Source organism: Sorangium sp. So ce185, from assembly GCF_051526825.1.
GTDB lineage: Bacteria > Myxococcota_A > Polyangia > Polyangiales > Polyangiaceae > Sorangium > Sorangium cellulosum_D.
In genome coordinates this window covers 4,861,736-4,876,814 of record NZ_CP150316.1, presented here as the reverse complement: position 1 = coordinate 4,876,814, position 15,079 = coordinate 4,861,736, and the positions used below count along the sequence as shown (strand labels likewise).

11 protein-coding genes are annotated in these 15,079 nt (G+C 71.9%); 6 read left to right on the top strand and 5 right to left on the bottom strand.

What is annotated here, in order from left to right; translation table 11 throughout:
- The first annotated feature begins 88 nt into the window (after positions 1–88).
- Complete coding sequence (locus tag WMF26_RS17940) at positions 89–1,729, top strand: hypothetical protein (protein ID WP_438001310.1); 1,641 nt, start codon at positions 89–91, stop codon at positions 1,727–1,729.
- A 67-nt stretch (positions 1,730–1,796) separates the two neighbouring features.
- Here the strand turns inward: WMF26_RS17940 and WMF26_RS17935 are convergent, their stop codons facing one another.
- The 4 genes from WMF26_RS17935 to WMF26_RS17920 form a co-directional block, all read right to left on the bottom strand.
- Positions 1,797–3,908 carry an ATP-dependent DNA helicase gene (locus WMF26_RS17935; protein WP_438001309.1) on the bottom strand — a complete coding sequence of 704 codons (2,112 nt, stop codon included), beginning with the start codon at positions 3,906–3,908 and terminating at the stop codon, positions 1,797–1,799.
- Between the two features lie 10 nt (positions 3,909–3,918).
- Complete coding sequence (locus WMF26_RS17930) at positions 3,919–4,314, bottom strand: hypothetical protein (RefSeq protein WP_438001308.1); 396 nt, start codon at positions 4,312–4,314, stop codon at positions 3,919–3,921.
- 157 nt (positions 4,315–4,471) lie between these two features.
- The gene (locus tag WMF26_RS17925; RefSeq protein WP_438001307.1) at positions 4,472–4,846 is read right to left on the bottom strand and encodes a PilZ domain-containing protein; all 375 of its coding nucleotides are present in this window, start codon (positions 4,844–4,846) and stop codon (positions 4,472–4,474) included.
- A gap of 87 nt (positions 4,847–4,933) precedes the next feature.
- Complete coding sequence (locus WMF26_RS17920) at positions 4,934–5,443, bottom strand: hypothetical protein (protein ID WP_061622969.1); 510 nt, start codon at positions 5,441–5,443, stop codon at positions 4,934–4,936.
- 130 nt (positions 5,444–5,573) lie between these two features.
- On the opposite strand from WMF26_RS17920, the gene WMF26_RS17915 reads away from it, so the two are divergent.
- The 5 genes from WMF26_RS17915 (at position 5,574) to WMF26_RS17895 (ending at position 13,491) form a co-directional block, all read left to right on the top strand.
- Entirely contained in the window at positions 5,574–7,376 is a 1,803-nt protein-coding gene (locus WMF26_RS17915) for a peptidylprolyl isomerase (protein ID WP_438001306.1), read from the top strand.
- Complete coding sequence (locus WMF26_RS17910; RefSeq protein ID WP_061622967.1) at positions 7,373–8,668, top strand: M16 family metallopeptidase; 1,296 nt, start codon at positions 7,373–7,375, stop codon at positions 8,666–8,668. The genes WMF26_RS17915 and WMF26_RS17910 overlap by 4 nt, the downstream gene beginning before the upstream one ends.
- Before the next feature lie 281 nt (positions 8,669–8,949).
- Entirely contained in the window at positions 8,950–10,059 is a 1,110-nt protein-coding gene (locus WMF26_RS17905; protein WP_438001305.1) for an ArsR/SmtB family transcription factor, read from the top strand.
- On the top strand, positions 10,056–11,372 hold the full coding sequence (ahcY, locus tag WMF26_RS17900; protein WP_061621932.1) for an adenosylhomocysteinase: 1,317 nt from the start codon (positions 10,056–10,058) through the stop codon (positions 11,370–11,372). The genes WMF26_RS17905 and ahcY overlap by 4 nt, the downstream gene beginning before the upstream one ends.
- Before the next feature lie 46 nt (positions 11,373–11,418).
- Complete coding sequence (locus WMF26_RS17895) at positions 11,419–13,491, top strand: bifunctional aldolase/short-chain dehydrogenase (protein ID WP_438001304.1); 2,073 nt, start codon at positions 11,419–11,421, stop codon at positions 13,489–13,491.
- A 21-nt stretch (positions 13,492–13,512) separates the two neighbouring features.
- Here the strand turns inward: WMF26_RS17895 and WMF26_RS17890 are convergent, their stop codons facing one another.
- A complete protein-coding gene (locus WMF26_RS17890) occupies positions 13,513–15,018 on the bottom strand; it encodes an MATE family efflux transporter (RefSeq protein WP_437338218.1) in 1,506 nt (501 codons plus the stop codon).
- Positions 15,019–15,079: the final 61 nt, after the last annotated feature.

Sequence of the window (15,079 nt, the reverse complement as noted above, 5' to 3'; positions counted from 1 at the left end):
ACTGCGTCGGGGTGTTCGCACACCATTCCGTGCTGTTTTACGCAGCCCGAGGTTGCGGGTGTGACAATCGCGGTATCGTCCGCGCCCGATGAGCGACGAGCCCAGGAGCGCGGTGGATACGGACGAAGCGGCGGGAGGCGACGAGGCGACGGAAGACGAGGAGGCGCTGGAACCGGAAGAGGAGTACCCGACGCCGCCGGCGCGCGATCTGCGGGCGTGGCTCGCCGGCGCTCCCCTCCCCCACTGGCTGCACATCGCGCTCGGGCTGGCCGTGCCGATGCTGGTCACGCTCGTGGCGGCGGTGCGCGTCTCGAGCTTCACGATCGACGACGCGTACATCTCGTTCCGGTACGCGGAGAACCTCGCGAACGGAAATGGGCTCGTCTACAACGTGGGCGAGCGCGTCGAGGGCTACACGAACTTCCTCTGGACGGTGCTCCTTGCCGCGGCGGTGAAGCTCGGCGCGACGCCCGAGGCGGCGTCGAAGGTGCTCGGCGCCGCCTGCGCCGCGCTCGCGCTCGTCCCCACCTACCTCCTCTCGCGGCGGCTGCGCCCGTTCTCGAACGTCCCCTGCCTCGCGACGTGGTTCCTCGCGACGAGCATCCTCTTCTCCGGCTACGCGGTGTTCGGGCTGGAGACGCCGCTCTTCCTCCTGCTCACGCTCGCCGGGACCGAGCTCTTCTTCCGCGAAGAGGACGCCGCCGCCTCGGGCGACGCGCCTCGGGGGGCGCGCGCCTTCCCCTGGTCCGGCGCGGTGTTCGCGCTCGCCGCGCTCACCCGACCGGAGGCGCCGCTGTTCCTCGGGCTGCTCGTCATCTGGCACGCGGAGCAGGCGTTCACGCGGCGGAACGTGCTCCGCCTGGCCACGTTCGCGCTCCCCGTCGCCGCGCACCTGCTCTGGCGGCACAGCTACTACGGCGCGTGGCTCCCGAACACGCTCGCCGCGAAGACCGGCAACTTCTCGCAGCAGCTCCAGGGCGGCAGCGACTACGTCCGCAAGTACGCGCAGCACGCCGGCGCCTTCCTCTGGCTCGGGCTCTTCTCGGTCGCCTCGTCCCTCGTCCACCGGCGGCGGAGCGGCCTCGCGATCGCGTCGATCGCGCTGCTCTTCGGCGTGTACGTCGTCTTCGTGGGCGGCGACTGGATGCCGTACTTCCGGTTCCTGGCCCCGGCGGAGCCGTTCGCGTTCCTGCTCGCCGACCACGCCGTCCGCGCGATCGCCGCGCGCCGCGAGCGGGCAGCGTCGCTCGCGATCGCCGCGTTCGGGGCGATCACGCTCGCGACCCGCACCGGAGAGCTGGTGCGGGCCCAGCGGAACATCCTCGTCAACGACAAGGGCTTCTGGGACGACGCGGCCGGTCGCACGGCCGACTGGCTCGTCCAGAACGCGGAGCCCGGCCCCATCGCGATCGCCGACATCGGCTACGTCGGTTACCGCACGGGCTTCCCCGTGGTCGACATGCTGGGGCTGCTCAGCCCCGAGGTCTCGCGCCTCCCGGGCGGGTACACGAACAAGGTGGGGACCGGCTACACCGACGCGCTCTTCGCCAAGAACCCGCGCTACTTCCTGATCATCGCCTCCGGGACCGACTGCAAGGGCCCGACGGTGCCCTCCTCGCGCGCCTCGTACGGCGACCCCAGGTTCAAGAAGGACTTCAAGCTCCGCCAGGCCATCGGGCTGAAGAAGGGCGGCGCCTGGTGCATCTACGGGAAGACGTCGTACCCCTGACGATCGACCGGGCGCGCGCTCGCCCCGCCTCGCGCGCCTCCCGGGATCGCGCGCCCCGCGGCGCGCGTCAGGGCGCCTCGCCCCGCCGGCGCTCCTCCGCTCCCGCGCGCTCCGCCCCCGCGCCTGCCGCCGCGGCGGCCCAGAACGCGCGCACGTCCTCGATGCGCTCGGTCCGGCGCGCGTCGGGCAAGCTGTCGAGCAGCACGCGGCCGTAGCCGCGCGTGCGGACCCGCCGATCCAAAATCGCGACGATGCCGCGGTCGGTCCGCGTGCGGATCAGCCGGCCGAACCCCTGCTTCAAGGTGATCGCGGCCTGCGGGACGCTGTAGGCGATGAACGGGTTGCCGCCGCTCTGCTCGATCGCCGCGCACCGGGCCGCGACGACGGGATCGGTCGGCACCGCGAACGGGAGCTTCTCGATGATCACGAGGCGCAGCGCCTCGCCAGGGACGTCCACGCCCTCCCAGAAGCTCATCGTCGCGACCAGCACGGCGTGCCGCTCGGCGCGGAAGCGGCGGAGCAGCGTGCCCTTGGGCGCGTCCCCCTGCACGAGCAGCGGCGCCTGCTGCCGCGGCGCGCCCCCGCCCGCCCGGGCCTCGGCCGAGGCGCGCGCGAGCCGGACGCGGAGCGCGGCGGCGAGCGCGTTCATCGCGCGGATCGAGGTGCAGAGGACGAACGCGCCGCCGCCCGTGATGCCGATGAGCTCGGCCATGCGATCGGCCGCGCGCTCGACGAACGCCGCGTCGGTCGCCTCGGGCAGATCGCGCGGCGTGTAGAGCAGCGCGGCGTTCGGGTAGTCGAAGGGCGACGGGACCGTGAGCTCGTCGATCGGCACGGGCACGTCCTCGTCGAGCCCCATCCGCGAGCGGAGGAAGCGGAACCCCGACCCGCCGGAGCCGCCCGTCGTGAGCGTGGCGCTCGTCAGCACGACGGCGCCGATCCGCTCGAAGACGTGCTCGCGCAGCATGTTCCCGAGATCGACCGGCGACGCGCCGAACGAGACGCCGCGGCCGCGCACCTCGACCCACGTGACCTGGTTCGTCGCGGGGTCGACGATCCGCGCGGCGTCCTCCCGCAGCTGGGCCGCGCGGTTGCCGACGAGCTGCACCGCCTCGGCGATCGCGTTCGCGCTCGCGTACCCGGCGAGCGCCTCGAGGTGGTTGTCGAGCCGGTGGTAGGCCTCGAGCAGCTCGCCGGACCAGGCGTCCCGGGGGAGCGGCACGCGGGCGTCGCCGCGATCCCCGCCGCCCGCCGCGGGGCCGCCGAGCGCCGCGAGCCGATCGAAGAGGGCGTCCGCGGACTCGCGCACGACGGCCGTGATCGCCGTCCCCTCGCCCCGGCCGAGGATGCGGTCGGCGAGGCCCGACGCGATGAAGGCGCGGTCCGCGTCGCGCAGCATCGAGTCGACCCGCGCCCGCGAGACCCGGACGCCGAAGAAGCTCGTCGCGATGTCCTCGAGCTGGTGCGCCTCGTCGAAGATGACCGCATCGTACGGCGGGAGCGCGCCCGCGCCGCCGAAGCCGCGGCGCGCCCCGGCGATCTTCAGCGCGAGGTCCGCGAAGAAGAGGTGGTGGTTGACGATGAGGAGGCGCGCCGCCTCGCTGTCGCGCTTCATCCGCGTGACGAAGCAGTCCTCGTAGTAGTCGCACGACGCGCCCAGCCGCGTCTCGCTGGACGACGCCACCTCCCGCCAGACCGGATCCCCCTCGGCGAGGTACGCGAGCTCGGCGACGTCGCCCATCTCGGTCTCCTGCGCCCACGCCTCGATGAGCGGCAGCGAGCGCCCCGCCGCCCCGGCGCCCGCGCCGGGGCTGTGGCGGAGCTCGTTGAAGCGGCGCAGGCAGAGGTAGTTGCCGAGCCCCTTCACCAGCGCCGCGCGCGGATCCAGCCGGAGGTGCTCGGCGACGAGCGGCAGGTCCTTCGTGTAGATCTGGTCCTCGAGCGCCTTCGTCGCGGTCGAGACCACGACCTTGCGGCCGCTCAGGATCGCGGGGACGAGGTAGGCGAGCGTCTTGCCGGTCCCGGTGCCGGCCTCGCAGAGGAGGACGCGGTCCTCGGCGATCGCCCGCTCCACGGCGCTCGCCATCGCGAGCTGCCCCTCCCGGTCCTCGTACCCGGGGAGCCCGCGCGCGAACGGCCCGGAGGGCCCGAGCAGGCTCGCGGCTCGGTCGAAGGGCATCGTCTACCGCTTACCGCGGCAGGGCAGTCTTCTCCAGCGAGAGGGCGAACCCCACCTCGCTGACGGCGAGCTCGAGCGACGCCACGGGCTTCTCGAACTGGACCTCGCACCAGGTGTCGAGCGTCCGCTCGGCGTCGCCGGGGTCGCGGACGTGCCGGAGGGCGGCCTCGCCCTCGGTGTAGCCGCGCGCCACGGCGGGCTCGGCCATGCCGCGCGCCCGCTCGAAGAGCTGCTCGTCCGTCGCGCCCGGGAAATCGTTGCGCTGGGCGCGCACGACGAGCCCGACCCGCAGCGGCTCGGCGCCCACGACGATGCCCGAGTCCATGAGCAGGTTCTCCCGCACCCGCTCCGCGACCTGCACGGCGTCGCCCCGGGTGCGGTAAACCTCGAATCCGGCCTGGAGCAAGGCCCTCTTTATCTCCGCGGGTGTCGGCATCTTCCGCTGGTTTCCGGCTACCCCCAGCTGTCAGCAGGAACATCCATCGCAAAATTGCGGGTGCCTCGTCAAGCTGACAGCGTTCACCAGGGTGTGGCGCTTTGGCGCGCCGGCGCGTTCGTGCCGCTCACGAGCGCGACCGTGACGACCGCGACGCCCCGGCGTCCAGCACGCCGCCGCCCTCGGCGCCGTCGGGGCCATCCAGGAAGCACACCCCGACGATGGAGCCGTCCGGCTCGTCCTGCACCCACATGATCCGGCCGGGGCGCGGGGACCTGCCGTCCAGCCAGACCGTTAGCTCCGTACCGGGGTCGAGTGAATTTTCTATCACCACCCGGAGCCCGCCGACGCTCGCGTTGAGCGTCCAGCCGGAGACGGCGCGATCGCCGGTCTCGAGGCGGACCCGCTCGCTCAGCTCGCGGCGGGCGCTCCTGCGGCGGTTGGCCAGGAGCTCAGGGGGAATCTGGAGCGACGGGGGGGTGAGGGTTCTGCGTCGAATCACAGAAGAAAATTACAAGCACACGCCGTGCCCGAGGACAGAAAAGTCGGCGGAGGCTGATATTCAGCGTGGACGTGAGGGCGGGCTCGCTCAGTGAGCGTCGGCGTGGTCGGGCTTGTGGCCGGATCCGTCGCTCGGCTCCTCGAAGACGGAGACGGGCTCGAGCAGGGACAGCTGGTCGCGCTTGATGCCCACGCCCTTGTCGGAGAAGAAGAGGTCGTTCTCCTGGAGCCGCGAGCGCACGCGGGCGATGAAGAGGATAGGCATGCCCGCCTGCGTGTAACCGAGCTGCACCAGCGTGCCCTTCGGCCAGCTGCCGCCGTCGAACGAGAGCTCCTTGCGCAGCGTGTAGAACCCCTCGGCGGGGAGGCGCTGCAGCGTGTCCGCCCACGTCGTTCCGCGGAACGGGACCGCGGGGCCGTGGAAGTGCCAGCGGTTGTGCACGTTGTGATCGGGCGTCGTGACCGTCGGCAGACCGTTGTCCGAGTGGTTGTGGAAGGAGACGAGGATGCCGGCAGGCACCTTGTCTTCGTTTCCGGGGAGCGGCTTTGTCGTCAGGTAGAGGCCGCAATCAGGGAGGTGTGACTTCGAGCTTGCCATGGCCTGAGCCCCTAGCCCCGCTCTCGACCGCCGTCAAAGACACGCCGTCGACGTCGTGCTATGCCGCGCCTGGCCAAGGCGGGAGGCCGCTCGAGGAGCGAGCGGCGCACGCCCCGGGAGCGAGCCCTTCGTGAACAGACTGAGCCAAATCTTCGGCGCCGCCATCGTCATCGCGATCGCCGTCGTCTTCATCGTCCAGTTCCGCCCGAACACGGGCCCCGTGCAGTCGACCGCGAGCACCTGCGCCGTCGAGGTCCGAGGCAGCTGCATCTCCTCGGTCGAGTTCAACGCCTCGAGGAACCTGCTCGCGATGCGCAGCGTCGACGAAAACCGCCTCCGGGCGATGGGCTACCGGCGGCTCACGGCGGAGGGGCTCTACGAGCGGTGGCTGCTCAACGAGGACGCGAAGCGCCTCGGGATCACCGTTTCGGACGACGAGCTGACGTCCGAGCTCGTGGCCGGCAGGGTGCGTGTCTCGCTGCCGGCCGACAAGATCCGTCAGGTCGGTTATGCCCTCAATCTCCGGGAAGACCTCATTCGCTACCTGGACGTCCGCAACCGCCAGACCAAGAAGTTCGACAGCAAGCAGTACGAGAAGCAGATCCGGGCGATCACGAAGATGAGCCCGACCGATTTCCGCGACTACCAGCGGAAGGAGCTCGTCGCCGCGCGGATGCGCGATCTCATCCGCGCGCGCGTCCGGGTCGGCGAGAACGAGGCGTTCGAGCAGTTCTCGCGCGAGAAGTCGACGCGGACGCTCAGCTACGTGCGCTTCGACCGGCGCTTCTACGGCGACCTCGTCGTCGACACGTCGGAGAAGGCGGTCCAGGCCTGGGCGGACGCCAACAAGGAAGAGCTCGACAAGGCGTGGGAGGGGCGCAAGGCGCAATATCTGCCCGAGTGCCGCGTCGCGCGGGACCTGATGGTCGAGGTGAAGCCCGCGGAGGCCGAGCAGGGGCCGGAGGCGGGCAAGGCGGCCGCGAAGGCGCGGATCGAGGCGGCGGTGCAGCGCCTCAAGAAGGGCGAGAGCTTCGCCGACGTGGCGCGCGGCGCGAGCGACGATCCGAGCGCGGCGCGCGGCGGCGAGCTCGGCTGCGTGACCAAGGGCCGGCTCAGCAAGCCCGTCGAGGACAAGCTCTTCGCGATGAAGGCGGGCGAGGTGTCGGACATCGTCGAGACCGAGGACGGCTTCCACGTGATCAAGCTCGAGCAGATCGCGAAGGACGCCGACGCCGAGAAGATCGGCCGGCTGGAGACGGCGCGCGACCTCTACACGGCCCACGAGTCGGAGCGGCTCGCGGCCGAGGCCGCGAAGCAGGTGCTCGCCGCCGCCGCGGGCGGGAAGTCGCTGGACGACGCGCTCGCCGCGCACCTGGCCCAGCTCGCGCCCGCGAAGGACAAGGCCGGCGCCGGGGCGAAGGCGGGCGAGCAGCCCGCCGCCGCGAAGCAGGACGGGAGCAAGGACGAGGCGGCGAAGGAAGGCGGCCAGGCCGAGCCTGGCGAGGCGCGGCCGCCCTACACGATGGCGAACCACCCGAACCGGCCCACGGTCGAGACGAGCCTGCCGTTCAACGTGTCGGGCTCGCCGATCACGGACGCGAGGGACAGCACCGAGGCCGCGCGCATCGCCTTCCAGCTCGACAAGCCGGGCGACCTGCCCAAGGACGTCGTGGCGCTCGAGAACGGCTACGCCGTGATCCAGCTCAAGGAGAAGACGTCCGCGAGCCAGGAGCAGTGGGACAAGGATCGCGAGTTCTACACCGCCGCGATGCGCGCCGCGAAGCAGAACGACGCGCTCGTCGGGTACATCCGCCGGCTGAAGTCGACGATCGGCAGCGAGGTGAAGTACGACCAGAACCTCCTCAAGGAGTCCAAGCCGGCCGACGACGGCTCCGGCGAGCCGGCGCTCCCGATCGAGGACGAGGGGGAATGACGCCGCTCCCGCCGCGTGACGCGCGCGACATCGTCCTCTCGAACGGCCTCAAGGTCGTCCTCGTCCCGCAGCCGCACGTGCACCGGGCGGTCGCCTCGCTCTACCTGCGCGTCGGGTCGAGGTTCGAGACGCCGCAGACCAACGGGATCTCCCATTTCCTGGAGCACATGGTGTTCCGGGGGACGCCGACGCTGCCGTCGGCGCACGCGCAAGCGCTCGCCTTCGAGCGGCTCGGCGGGACGCTCTACGCGGCGACCCACGTCGACCACGGCGTGATGAGCATCTCGGTGCCGCCGGCGAACCTGGAGCCGGTGCTCGCGCTGCTCGGCGAGGTCGCCACCTCGCCCCGCTTCACCGCGATCGAGGTCGAGCGCGGCATCGTGCGCGAGGAGATCCTCGAGGACCTCGACGACGAGGGGCGCGACATCGACGCGGACAACAACGCGCGCGCCCTCATGTACGAGCGGCACCCGCTCGGGTTCACCATCACCGGCGGCATCGACGCGCTCGACCGCTTCGACGAGCCGATGCTGCGCGCCCACCACGCCCGCCACTACACGACGGCGAACGCGGTGCTCTGCCTCGCGGGGCGGATCGATCCCGACGCGTGCGCGCGGGCCGTCGAGCGGCACTTCGGCGCCATGCCGCGCGGCGAGCTGGTGCCGGCCTCGCCGCCGCCGAACGGCCAGAAGAAGCCGAGGTTCCGCTTCATCGAGAACCAGTCGAGCCAGACCGAGCTGCGGGTGGCGTTCCGGGGCGTGAGCGAGCGCGATCCGCGCGAGCCCGCCGTGGAGATGCTGCTCCGCGTCCTCGACGACGGCATGTCGACGCGGCTCTACGAGCGGATCTGCGACCGGCTCGGCCTCTGCTACGACGTGTCGGGGATGTTCGAGGCCTACGAGGACGACGGGGTCGTCGACATCGCCGCGGGCGTGCAGCACGACCGCGCGACCGTGGTGGTCCGGGAGATCTTCGCGCTGCTCCGCGAGCTCTCCGAGGTCGGCCCGCGCGAGGACGAGCTCGCCAAGGCGCGCGACCGCCACCTCTGGTCGGTGGAGGCGATGCTCGACGACGCCGAGGCGACCGCCGGCTTCCACGGGCTCGCCGCGCTCGCCGACATCACCCGCACCCCGGAGGCGCGGCACGAGGAGCTCGCCCGCGTCACGGTCGAGGACGTGCGCGACGCCGCGCGCGCGCTGTTCCGGCCGGAGCGCCTCACCGTGGTGGCCGTGGGCCTGCTCCGCTCCGCGGAAGAGGCGAAGCTGGAGAAGGCCGTCCGCGCGTTCGGCTGAGCCCGCCAGCACGCGAGCCCGCCAGCGGCGACGGCGACCTGCCGAGAAGGCTGGAAATCCAGAGCAAGTGGAATGAAGTCGGTGGGCGAGCCTACCTACGGAAGAGCTCGCCTGCCGTAGGCCCGCTCATCGCCGCTCGCCGAGGCAGCCTGGCGCCACCGCTCGCCCAAGCGCGCCGTCGCAGCGGCCTCGCTGCCACAGCGGCCTGCGCCGCCGCGGGCGCGCTCACGCCCGCGAACATTCTATTTGCACCTATGCGCATCGACGCATATACATGAGCCGTGGTCACGGTGACAGAGATCCCTGCCCAGCCGATGGAGGCGGTCGCGCGCTGCGAGCTGTACCGGCTCCTGTCGGATCCGGTGCGGGTGCGGCTCCTCGGCCTGGCCGCGGCGGAGGAGCTGGCGGTCGGCGAGCTGGCCGAGCTGCTCCGCGAGGGCCAGCCGAAGATCTCGCGCCACGCGGCCGCGCTCCGCGAGGCGGGGATCCTGCTGGCCCGCCGCCAGGGGACGTGGACGCTGCTCCGCCTCGACCCGCGCGCCACGAGCGACCCCGTCGTCGACGACGCCGTGCGCGCTGGGCAGCGCGCGTGCGCGGCCGACGGGACGCTCGCGCGCGTCGAGGAGGTGCTCGCCGCGCGCGACGCCGAGACGCGCGAGTTCTTCGCCCGCGGCGGGCGCCCCTTGCGGTCGGGGCCGCCGTCCGAGCTCGCCGCCTACCTCGCCGCGCTCGCGCCGCTCCTGCCCCACCGCCGCCTGGCGATCGACGCGGGCACCGGCGACGGGGCGCTGCTCGAGGTGCTGTCCCCCATCTTCGACCGCGTGGTCGCGCTCGATCGCGCGAGCACCCAGCTGCAGCTCGCGGGCGAGCGCCTGCGGCGGCGCAGCCTCGAGAACGTCGAGCTCGTGTGCGGCGAGCTCGACGGGCCCGAGGTGCGCCGCGCCGTGGCCCGCGCGCTCGGCGTCGATCCGGAGGAGGCGGGCGAGGCCTTCGCCGGGGGCGCCGACGTGGTCTTCGCAGCCCGCGTGCTGCACCACGCGCCCCAGCCGGCGAGGGCGATGCGCGCCCTCGTCGAGCTCGCGCGCCCGGCCGCGCCCGGCCGCGGCGAGGACGGCGCGCACGCCCGCGGCGGCGCGGTGTGCGTGCTCGATTACGAGGCGCACCACGATCAGGCCCTGCGAGAGCAGGAGGCGGACATCTGGCTCGGCTTCCCGCCGGACGACCTCCGGCGCATGGCCGAGGAGGCCGGGCTCTCCGGCGTCGAGATCCGGCGGCTGCCGTCCGCCTGGCAGGGCGAAGGTCCGGATCGACACCTCGTTTGGCAGCTGCTCGTCGGCTGGCGCGGCGCTCGCTCGAGCGCATTCACCGGAAAAGGCAAAGGGACACCATGACTGCTGAGAAGAAGCTCTCCTACAAGGTCGCCGACATCACGCTTGCAGACTGGGGTCGCAAGGAGATCCGCATCGCCGAGAAGGAGATGCCGGGCCTCATGGCGCTCCGGGCCGAGTACGGCCCCTCGCAGCCGCTCAAGGGCGCGCGCATCGCCGGCTGCCTCCACATGACGATCCAGACCGCGGTGCTGATCGAGACGCTGATCGCCCTCGGCGCCGAGGTCACCTGGACGAGCTGCAACATCTACTCGACGCAGGACCACGCGGCGGCGGCGATCGCGGCGGCCGGCATCCCGGTCTTCGCCTGGAAGGGCGAGACCCTCGAGGAGTACGACTGGTGCATCGAGCAGCAGCTCTACGCCTTCAAGGGCGGCAAGGGCCCCAACATGATCCTCGATGACGGCGGCGATCTCACGGTCATCGCCCACGAGAAGCACCCGGAGCTCTTCGCCGGCAACGACCCGATCCGCGGGCTCTCGGAGGAGACGACGACGGGCGTGCACCGGCTCTACGAGATGCACCGCGCCGGCAAGCTGAAGGTGCCCGCGATCAACGTCAACGACTCGGTGACGAAGAGCAAGTTCGACAACCTCTACGGTTGCCGCGAGTCGCTGGGCGACGGGATCAAGCGGGCCACGGACGTGATGTTCGCCGGCAAGGTCGCCGTCGTCTGCGGCTACGGCGACGTCGGCAAGGGGTGCGCGCAGTCGCTGCGCGGCCTCGGGGCGCGCGTGATCATCACCGAGATCGACCCGATCTGCGCGCTGCAGGCCGCGATGGAGGGCTACGAGGTGAAGCGCCTCGAGACCGTCGCCCCGATCGGCGACATCTTCGTCACGGCGACCGGCTGCGCCGACGTCGTGCGCGCCGAGCACATGCTCGCGATGAAGGACGAGGCGATCCTCTGCAACATCGGCCACTTCGACTCCGAGATCCAGATCTCGTGGCTCGAGAAGAACCCCGAGATCAAGGAGGAGAACATCAAGCCGCAGGTCGACCACTTCATCTTCCCGGACGGCAAGCGGCTCATCGTCCTCGCGCGCGGCCGGCTCGTGAACCTCGGGTGCGCCACGGGCCACCCGTCGTTCGTGATGTCGACCTCGTTCTCCAACCAGGTCCTCGCGCAGATCGCCCTGTGGACGGAGAAGTATACGGTCGGCGTCCACCTCCTGCCGAAGCGGCTCGACGAGAAGGTCGCCGCGCTGCACCTGCCGAAGCTCGGGGTCGAGCTGACGCAGCTCACGCAGGAGCAGGCGAAATACCTGGGCGTCCCCGCCGAGGGCCCCTTCAAGGCCGAGAACTACCGCTACTGATCGGCGGGCTTCCGGCGCCTCCGCCGCTGGGGTAGGCGGCCGGTCGATGGATCCTCGCCACAGCAAGGACGAAGCCCAGCGCTACCTCGACACCTACGCCGCGTCCTGCGGCGAGGATCTCGCCCTCCGCGTCTACACCTCGCGCCTGCTCGGCGCCGATCCGTCGCTCGTGCTCCACGGCGGCGGGAACACGAGCGTCAAGAGCACGGCCGTCGACCTGCTCGGCGATCGCGTCGACGTGCTCTTCATCAAGGGCAGCGGGTGGGATCTCGCGACGATCGAGCCGCGCGGCTTCCCGGCGTGCCGCCTCGCGCCGCTCAAGCGCGCCTGCGAGCTCGAAGCGATGACCGACGAGCAGATGGTCGCGCTCCTGCGCGGCCAGATGCTGGATCCGTCGAGCCCCACGCCCTCGGTCGAGGCGCTGCTGCACGCGATCATCCCCGCGAAGTTCGTCGATCACACGCACGCAGACGCCGTGCTCTCGGTCATCGATCAGCCCGGCTCGGCCGAGATCGTGCGGGCGATCTACGGCGATGACGCGCTGTTCGTGCCGTACGTCATGCCCGGGTTCGCGCTCGCCCGCCGCGTCGCCGAGCTCGTCCGGGGGCGCCTCGCGCAGGGCGGGCTCCCGCCTTTGATGATCCTCGACAAGCACGGCGTCTTCACGTGGGGCGAGACGGCCGAGGAGAGCTACACGCGCATGATCGACGCCGTGACGCGCGCCGAGCGCTACATCGCCCAGCGCAGCGCGATCGTCTCGCACCCCACGGTCGCGGCGCCGGACCCGGACATCCGGGCCGCCATCGGGCCGGTGGTGCGGGGCGCGCTCGCCCGCGCCTCGGGCCGCCCCTGGGTCTCCACGCTCCGCACGGGCCTGCAGCTCATCGCGTTCTGCGAGCGCGACGACGTCGCCCGGGTCTCGCAGATCGGCTGCGCGACCCCGGACCACGTCATCCGCACGAAGGCGCGGCCGCTCGTCGTGAGCGGCTGCGACGTGACCGACACGGCGCGCCTCCGCGCGGCCGTCGAGCAGGGCATCGCGAGGTACGTGGCCGAGTACCACGAGTACTTCCGCCGCTCCTGCGCGGCGCGAGGCGTCGTCCGCGACGAGCTCGATCCGTTCCCGCGGGTGCTGCTCTTCCCCGGGGTGGGCGCGCTGTGCGTCGGCGGATCGCACGCCGAGGCGGAGATCGTCGCGGACGTCTACGAGCACACCGTCGCCGTGATCGAGGCCGCCGAGGCGCTCGGCGGATATCAGCCGGTCCCGGAGCTCGAGCTCTTCGACATGGAGTACTGGAGCCTCGAGCAGGCGAAGCTGAAGCTCGGGGCGGCGCAGAGGGGCCCGCTCGATCGGCGGATCGCGCTCGTGACGGGCGCCGCCTCGGGGATCGGCCACGCGACCGCGGCGGCGTTCCTCGCGGCGGGGGCGCACGTGGCGCTGGCCGATCGCGACGAGGAGCCGCTCGAGAAGGCCGCCGCCGAGCTCGGTGCGCGCCACCGCGGCCGCTGCCTGAAGGTCGCCTGCGACGTGCGCAGCGAGGCGAGCGTGAACCGGGCGTTCGCGCAGGCCGCGGCGCACTTCGGCGGCGTCGATGTCGTCGTGTCGAACGCCGGCCGCGCGTTCTCCGGGGCGATTCACACGTCGGAGGGGCACGAGGCGCTGTGCGCCTCGCTCGAGCTGAACCTGCTCGGCCACCAGAACGTCGCCCGCGCGGCGGCGCGGGTGCTCCTCGCCCAGGACTCGGGCGGCGCGCTCCTGTTCAACGCGTCGAAGAGCGCGTTCAACCAGGGGGCCGACTTCGGCCCGTACGCCGTCGCCAAGGCGGCGCTCGTCTCGCTCATGCGCCAGTACGCCGTCGATCTCGGCCGTCACGGCGTCCGGGCCAACGCCGTCAACGCCGATCGCATCCGGACCGCGCTGTTCGGCGCGGGCCTGCTGGAGGCGCGCGCCCGCGCCCGCAACGTCTCGGTCGACGACTACTTCCGCGACAACCTGCTCCGGCGCGAGACCACCGCGGCCGACGTGGCGCAGGCCTTCCTGTACCTCGCCACCGCCGAGGCCACGACGGGCTGCGTCGTGACCGTCGACGGCGGGAACGCCGCGGCGTTCCCCCGCTGAGCGCGGGTCAGCGCCCCTGGGTTACGGGGCGCCGGGGCCGCCGCCCGCACCGAGCGCGGCCTCGTCGGGCGGGCGCTGGGGGTCGAGCCGGATCTTCTTCCAGTCCCCGGAGCGGAACTTCCACACCATCGTCGCGGCGAGGAGGACGACGTAGATGACGCCGGCCCCCCAGATGCCCATCAGGCCGAAGCCGAGCGTGATGCCGAGCAGCCACGCGAGCGGGACGAGGCAGGTGAAGTGGAGGATGAGCTCCACCACCATCACGAACACCGTGTTGCCAGCGCCGAAGAGCGCCTGCGTCAGGATCATGCCGACCGCGACGAGCGGCGTGGCGATGCCCATCACCTGGAGCGGCCGGAGCGCCGCGGCCTGGACGAGCTCGCTGCTGCTGGCGAACGCGAGGATCTGCGGGGCGAAGATCGCCTCGAGCAGGCCCACGACCCCGAAGATCGCGAGCCCCAGGCGGACGCTCACCCAGCCGAAGCGCGCGGCCTTGTCGCCGTCCCGCTCGCCGAGCGACTGCGCCACCAGGGTGGCCGTCGACGTGCCGAAGGCCAGGCAAGCGGTGAACGTGAGCTTCAGGATGCCGACGATCACCGTGGTCGCCGCGCCGTAGACCGGCTCCGCGCGGCCGCCCGGGCAGAGCGGCGAGACCACGCCCGCCGGCGCGACCTGATCGAGCTTGCTGGCGATCGCGTAGAACAGGCCGAAGCCGGTCATGATGGCGACGGTGGCGACGGCGCTCGGGATCGACAGCTTGAGGATGGACCAGGTGAGCGGGGCCGAGAGCTTGCTCGAGACGAACGGCCGGTAGACGCTCCGGTACTGCGGCAGGAGCGCGTACGCGAGCATGATCGCGAGGCCGACGTAGGTCGAGATGAAGCCCGCCATGCCCGCCCCGGCGATGCCGTACTTCGGGATGCCGAGCGAGGCGTTGCCGAAGATGAGCAGGAGGCAGAGCACGATGTTCAGCGCGTTCATCGCGACGGCCGAGACGAGGTGGATGTGCGTCTTGCCGATCCCGTCGAAGAACGCCTTCAGGGCGAACGTCGCCGCCATCGACGTCACCCCGAGCAGGCGCCAGCCGAGGTAGTCGAGCGCCGCCTGCCGCGCGTCCGGCACCTTGATGATGACCGACAGGATGTACGGCATCGTCAGGTACCCGAGCGCGGAGAACGCGACGCCGGCGACGAGCGCGAAGAACAGGGCGTTCGCGAGGACCGCGCCCGCGTCCTCGGGGCGCCGCTCGGCGAAGCGGCGCGCGGTGAACGCCTGCGTGCCGACCGAGATCGCGCTGAGCGAGCCGCCGAACAGCCAGAGCACGATCAGCGACGGCAGGAGCGCCGCTTGCGCGTTCGACGACTCGGGGCACGGCAGGTGCGCGAAGAAGACGATGTCGACCTCGTTGACGATGCTCTGGGTGAGCATCGCCGCCACGGTCGGCAGCGCGAGCCGCAGGATGGCGCGATGGGGTGGGCCCGAGGTAACGGCGTTCGAACCCGGCGCGGACAGGGAAATCTGAGCCATCGCAGGCTGCGCGGTATACAACGCGGCAGCGTGCGCGCGAGAGAAATGCGCCGCGTGCGGC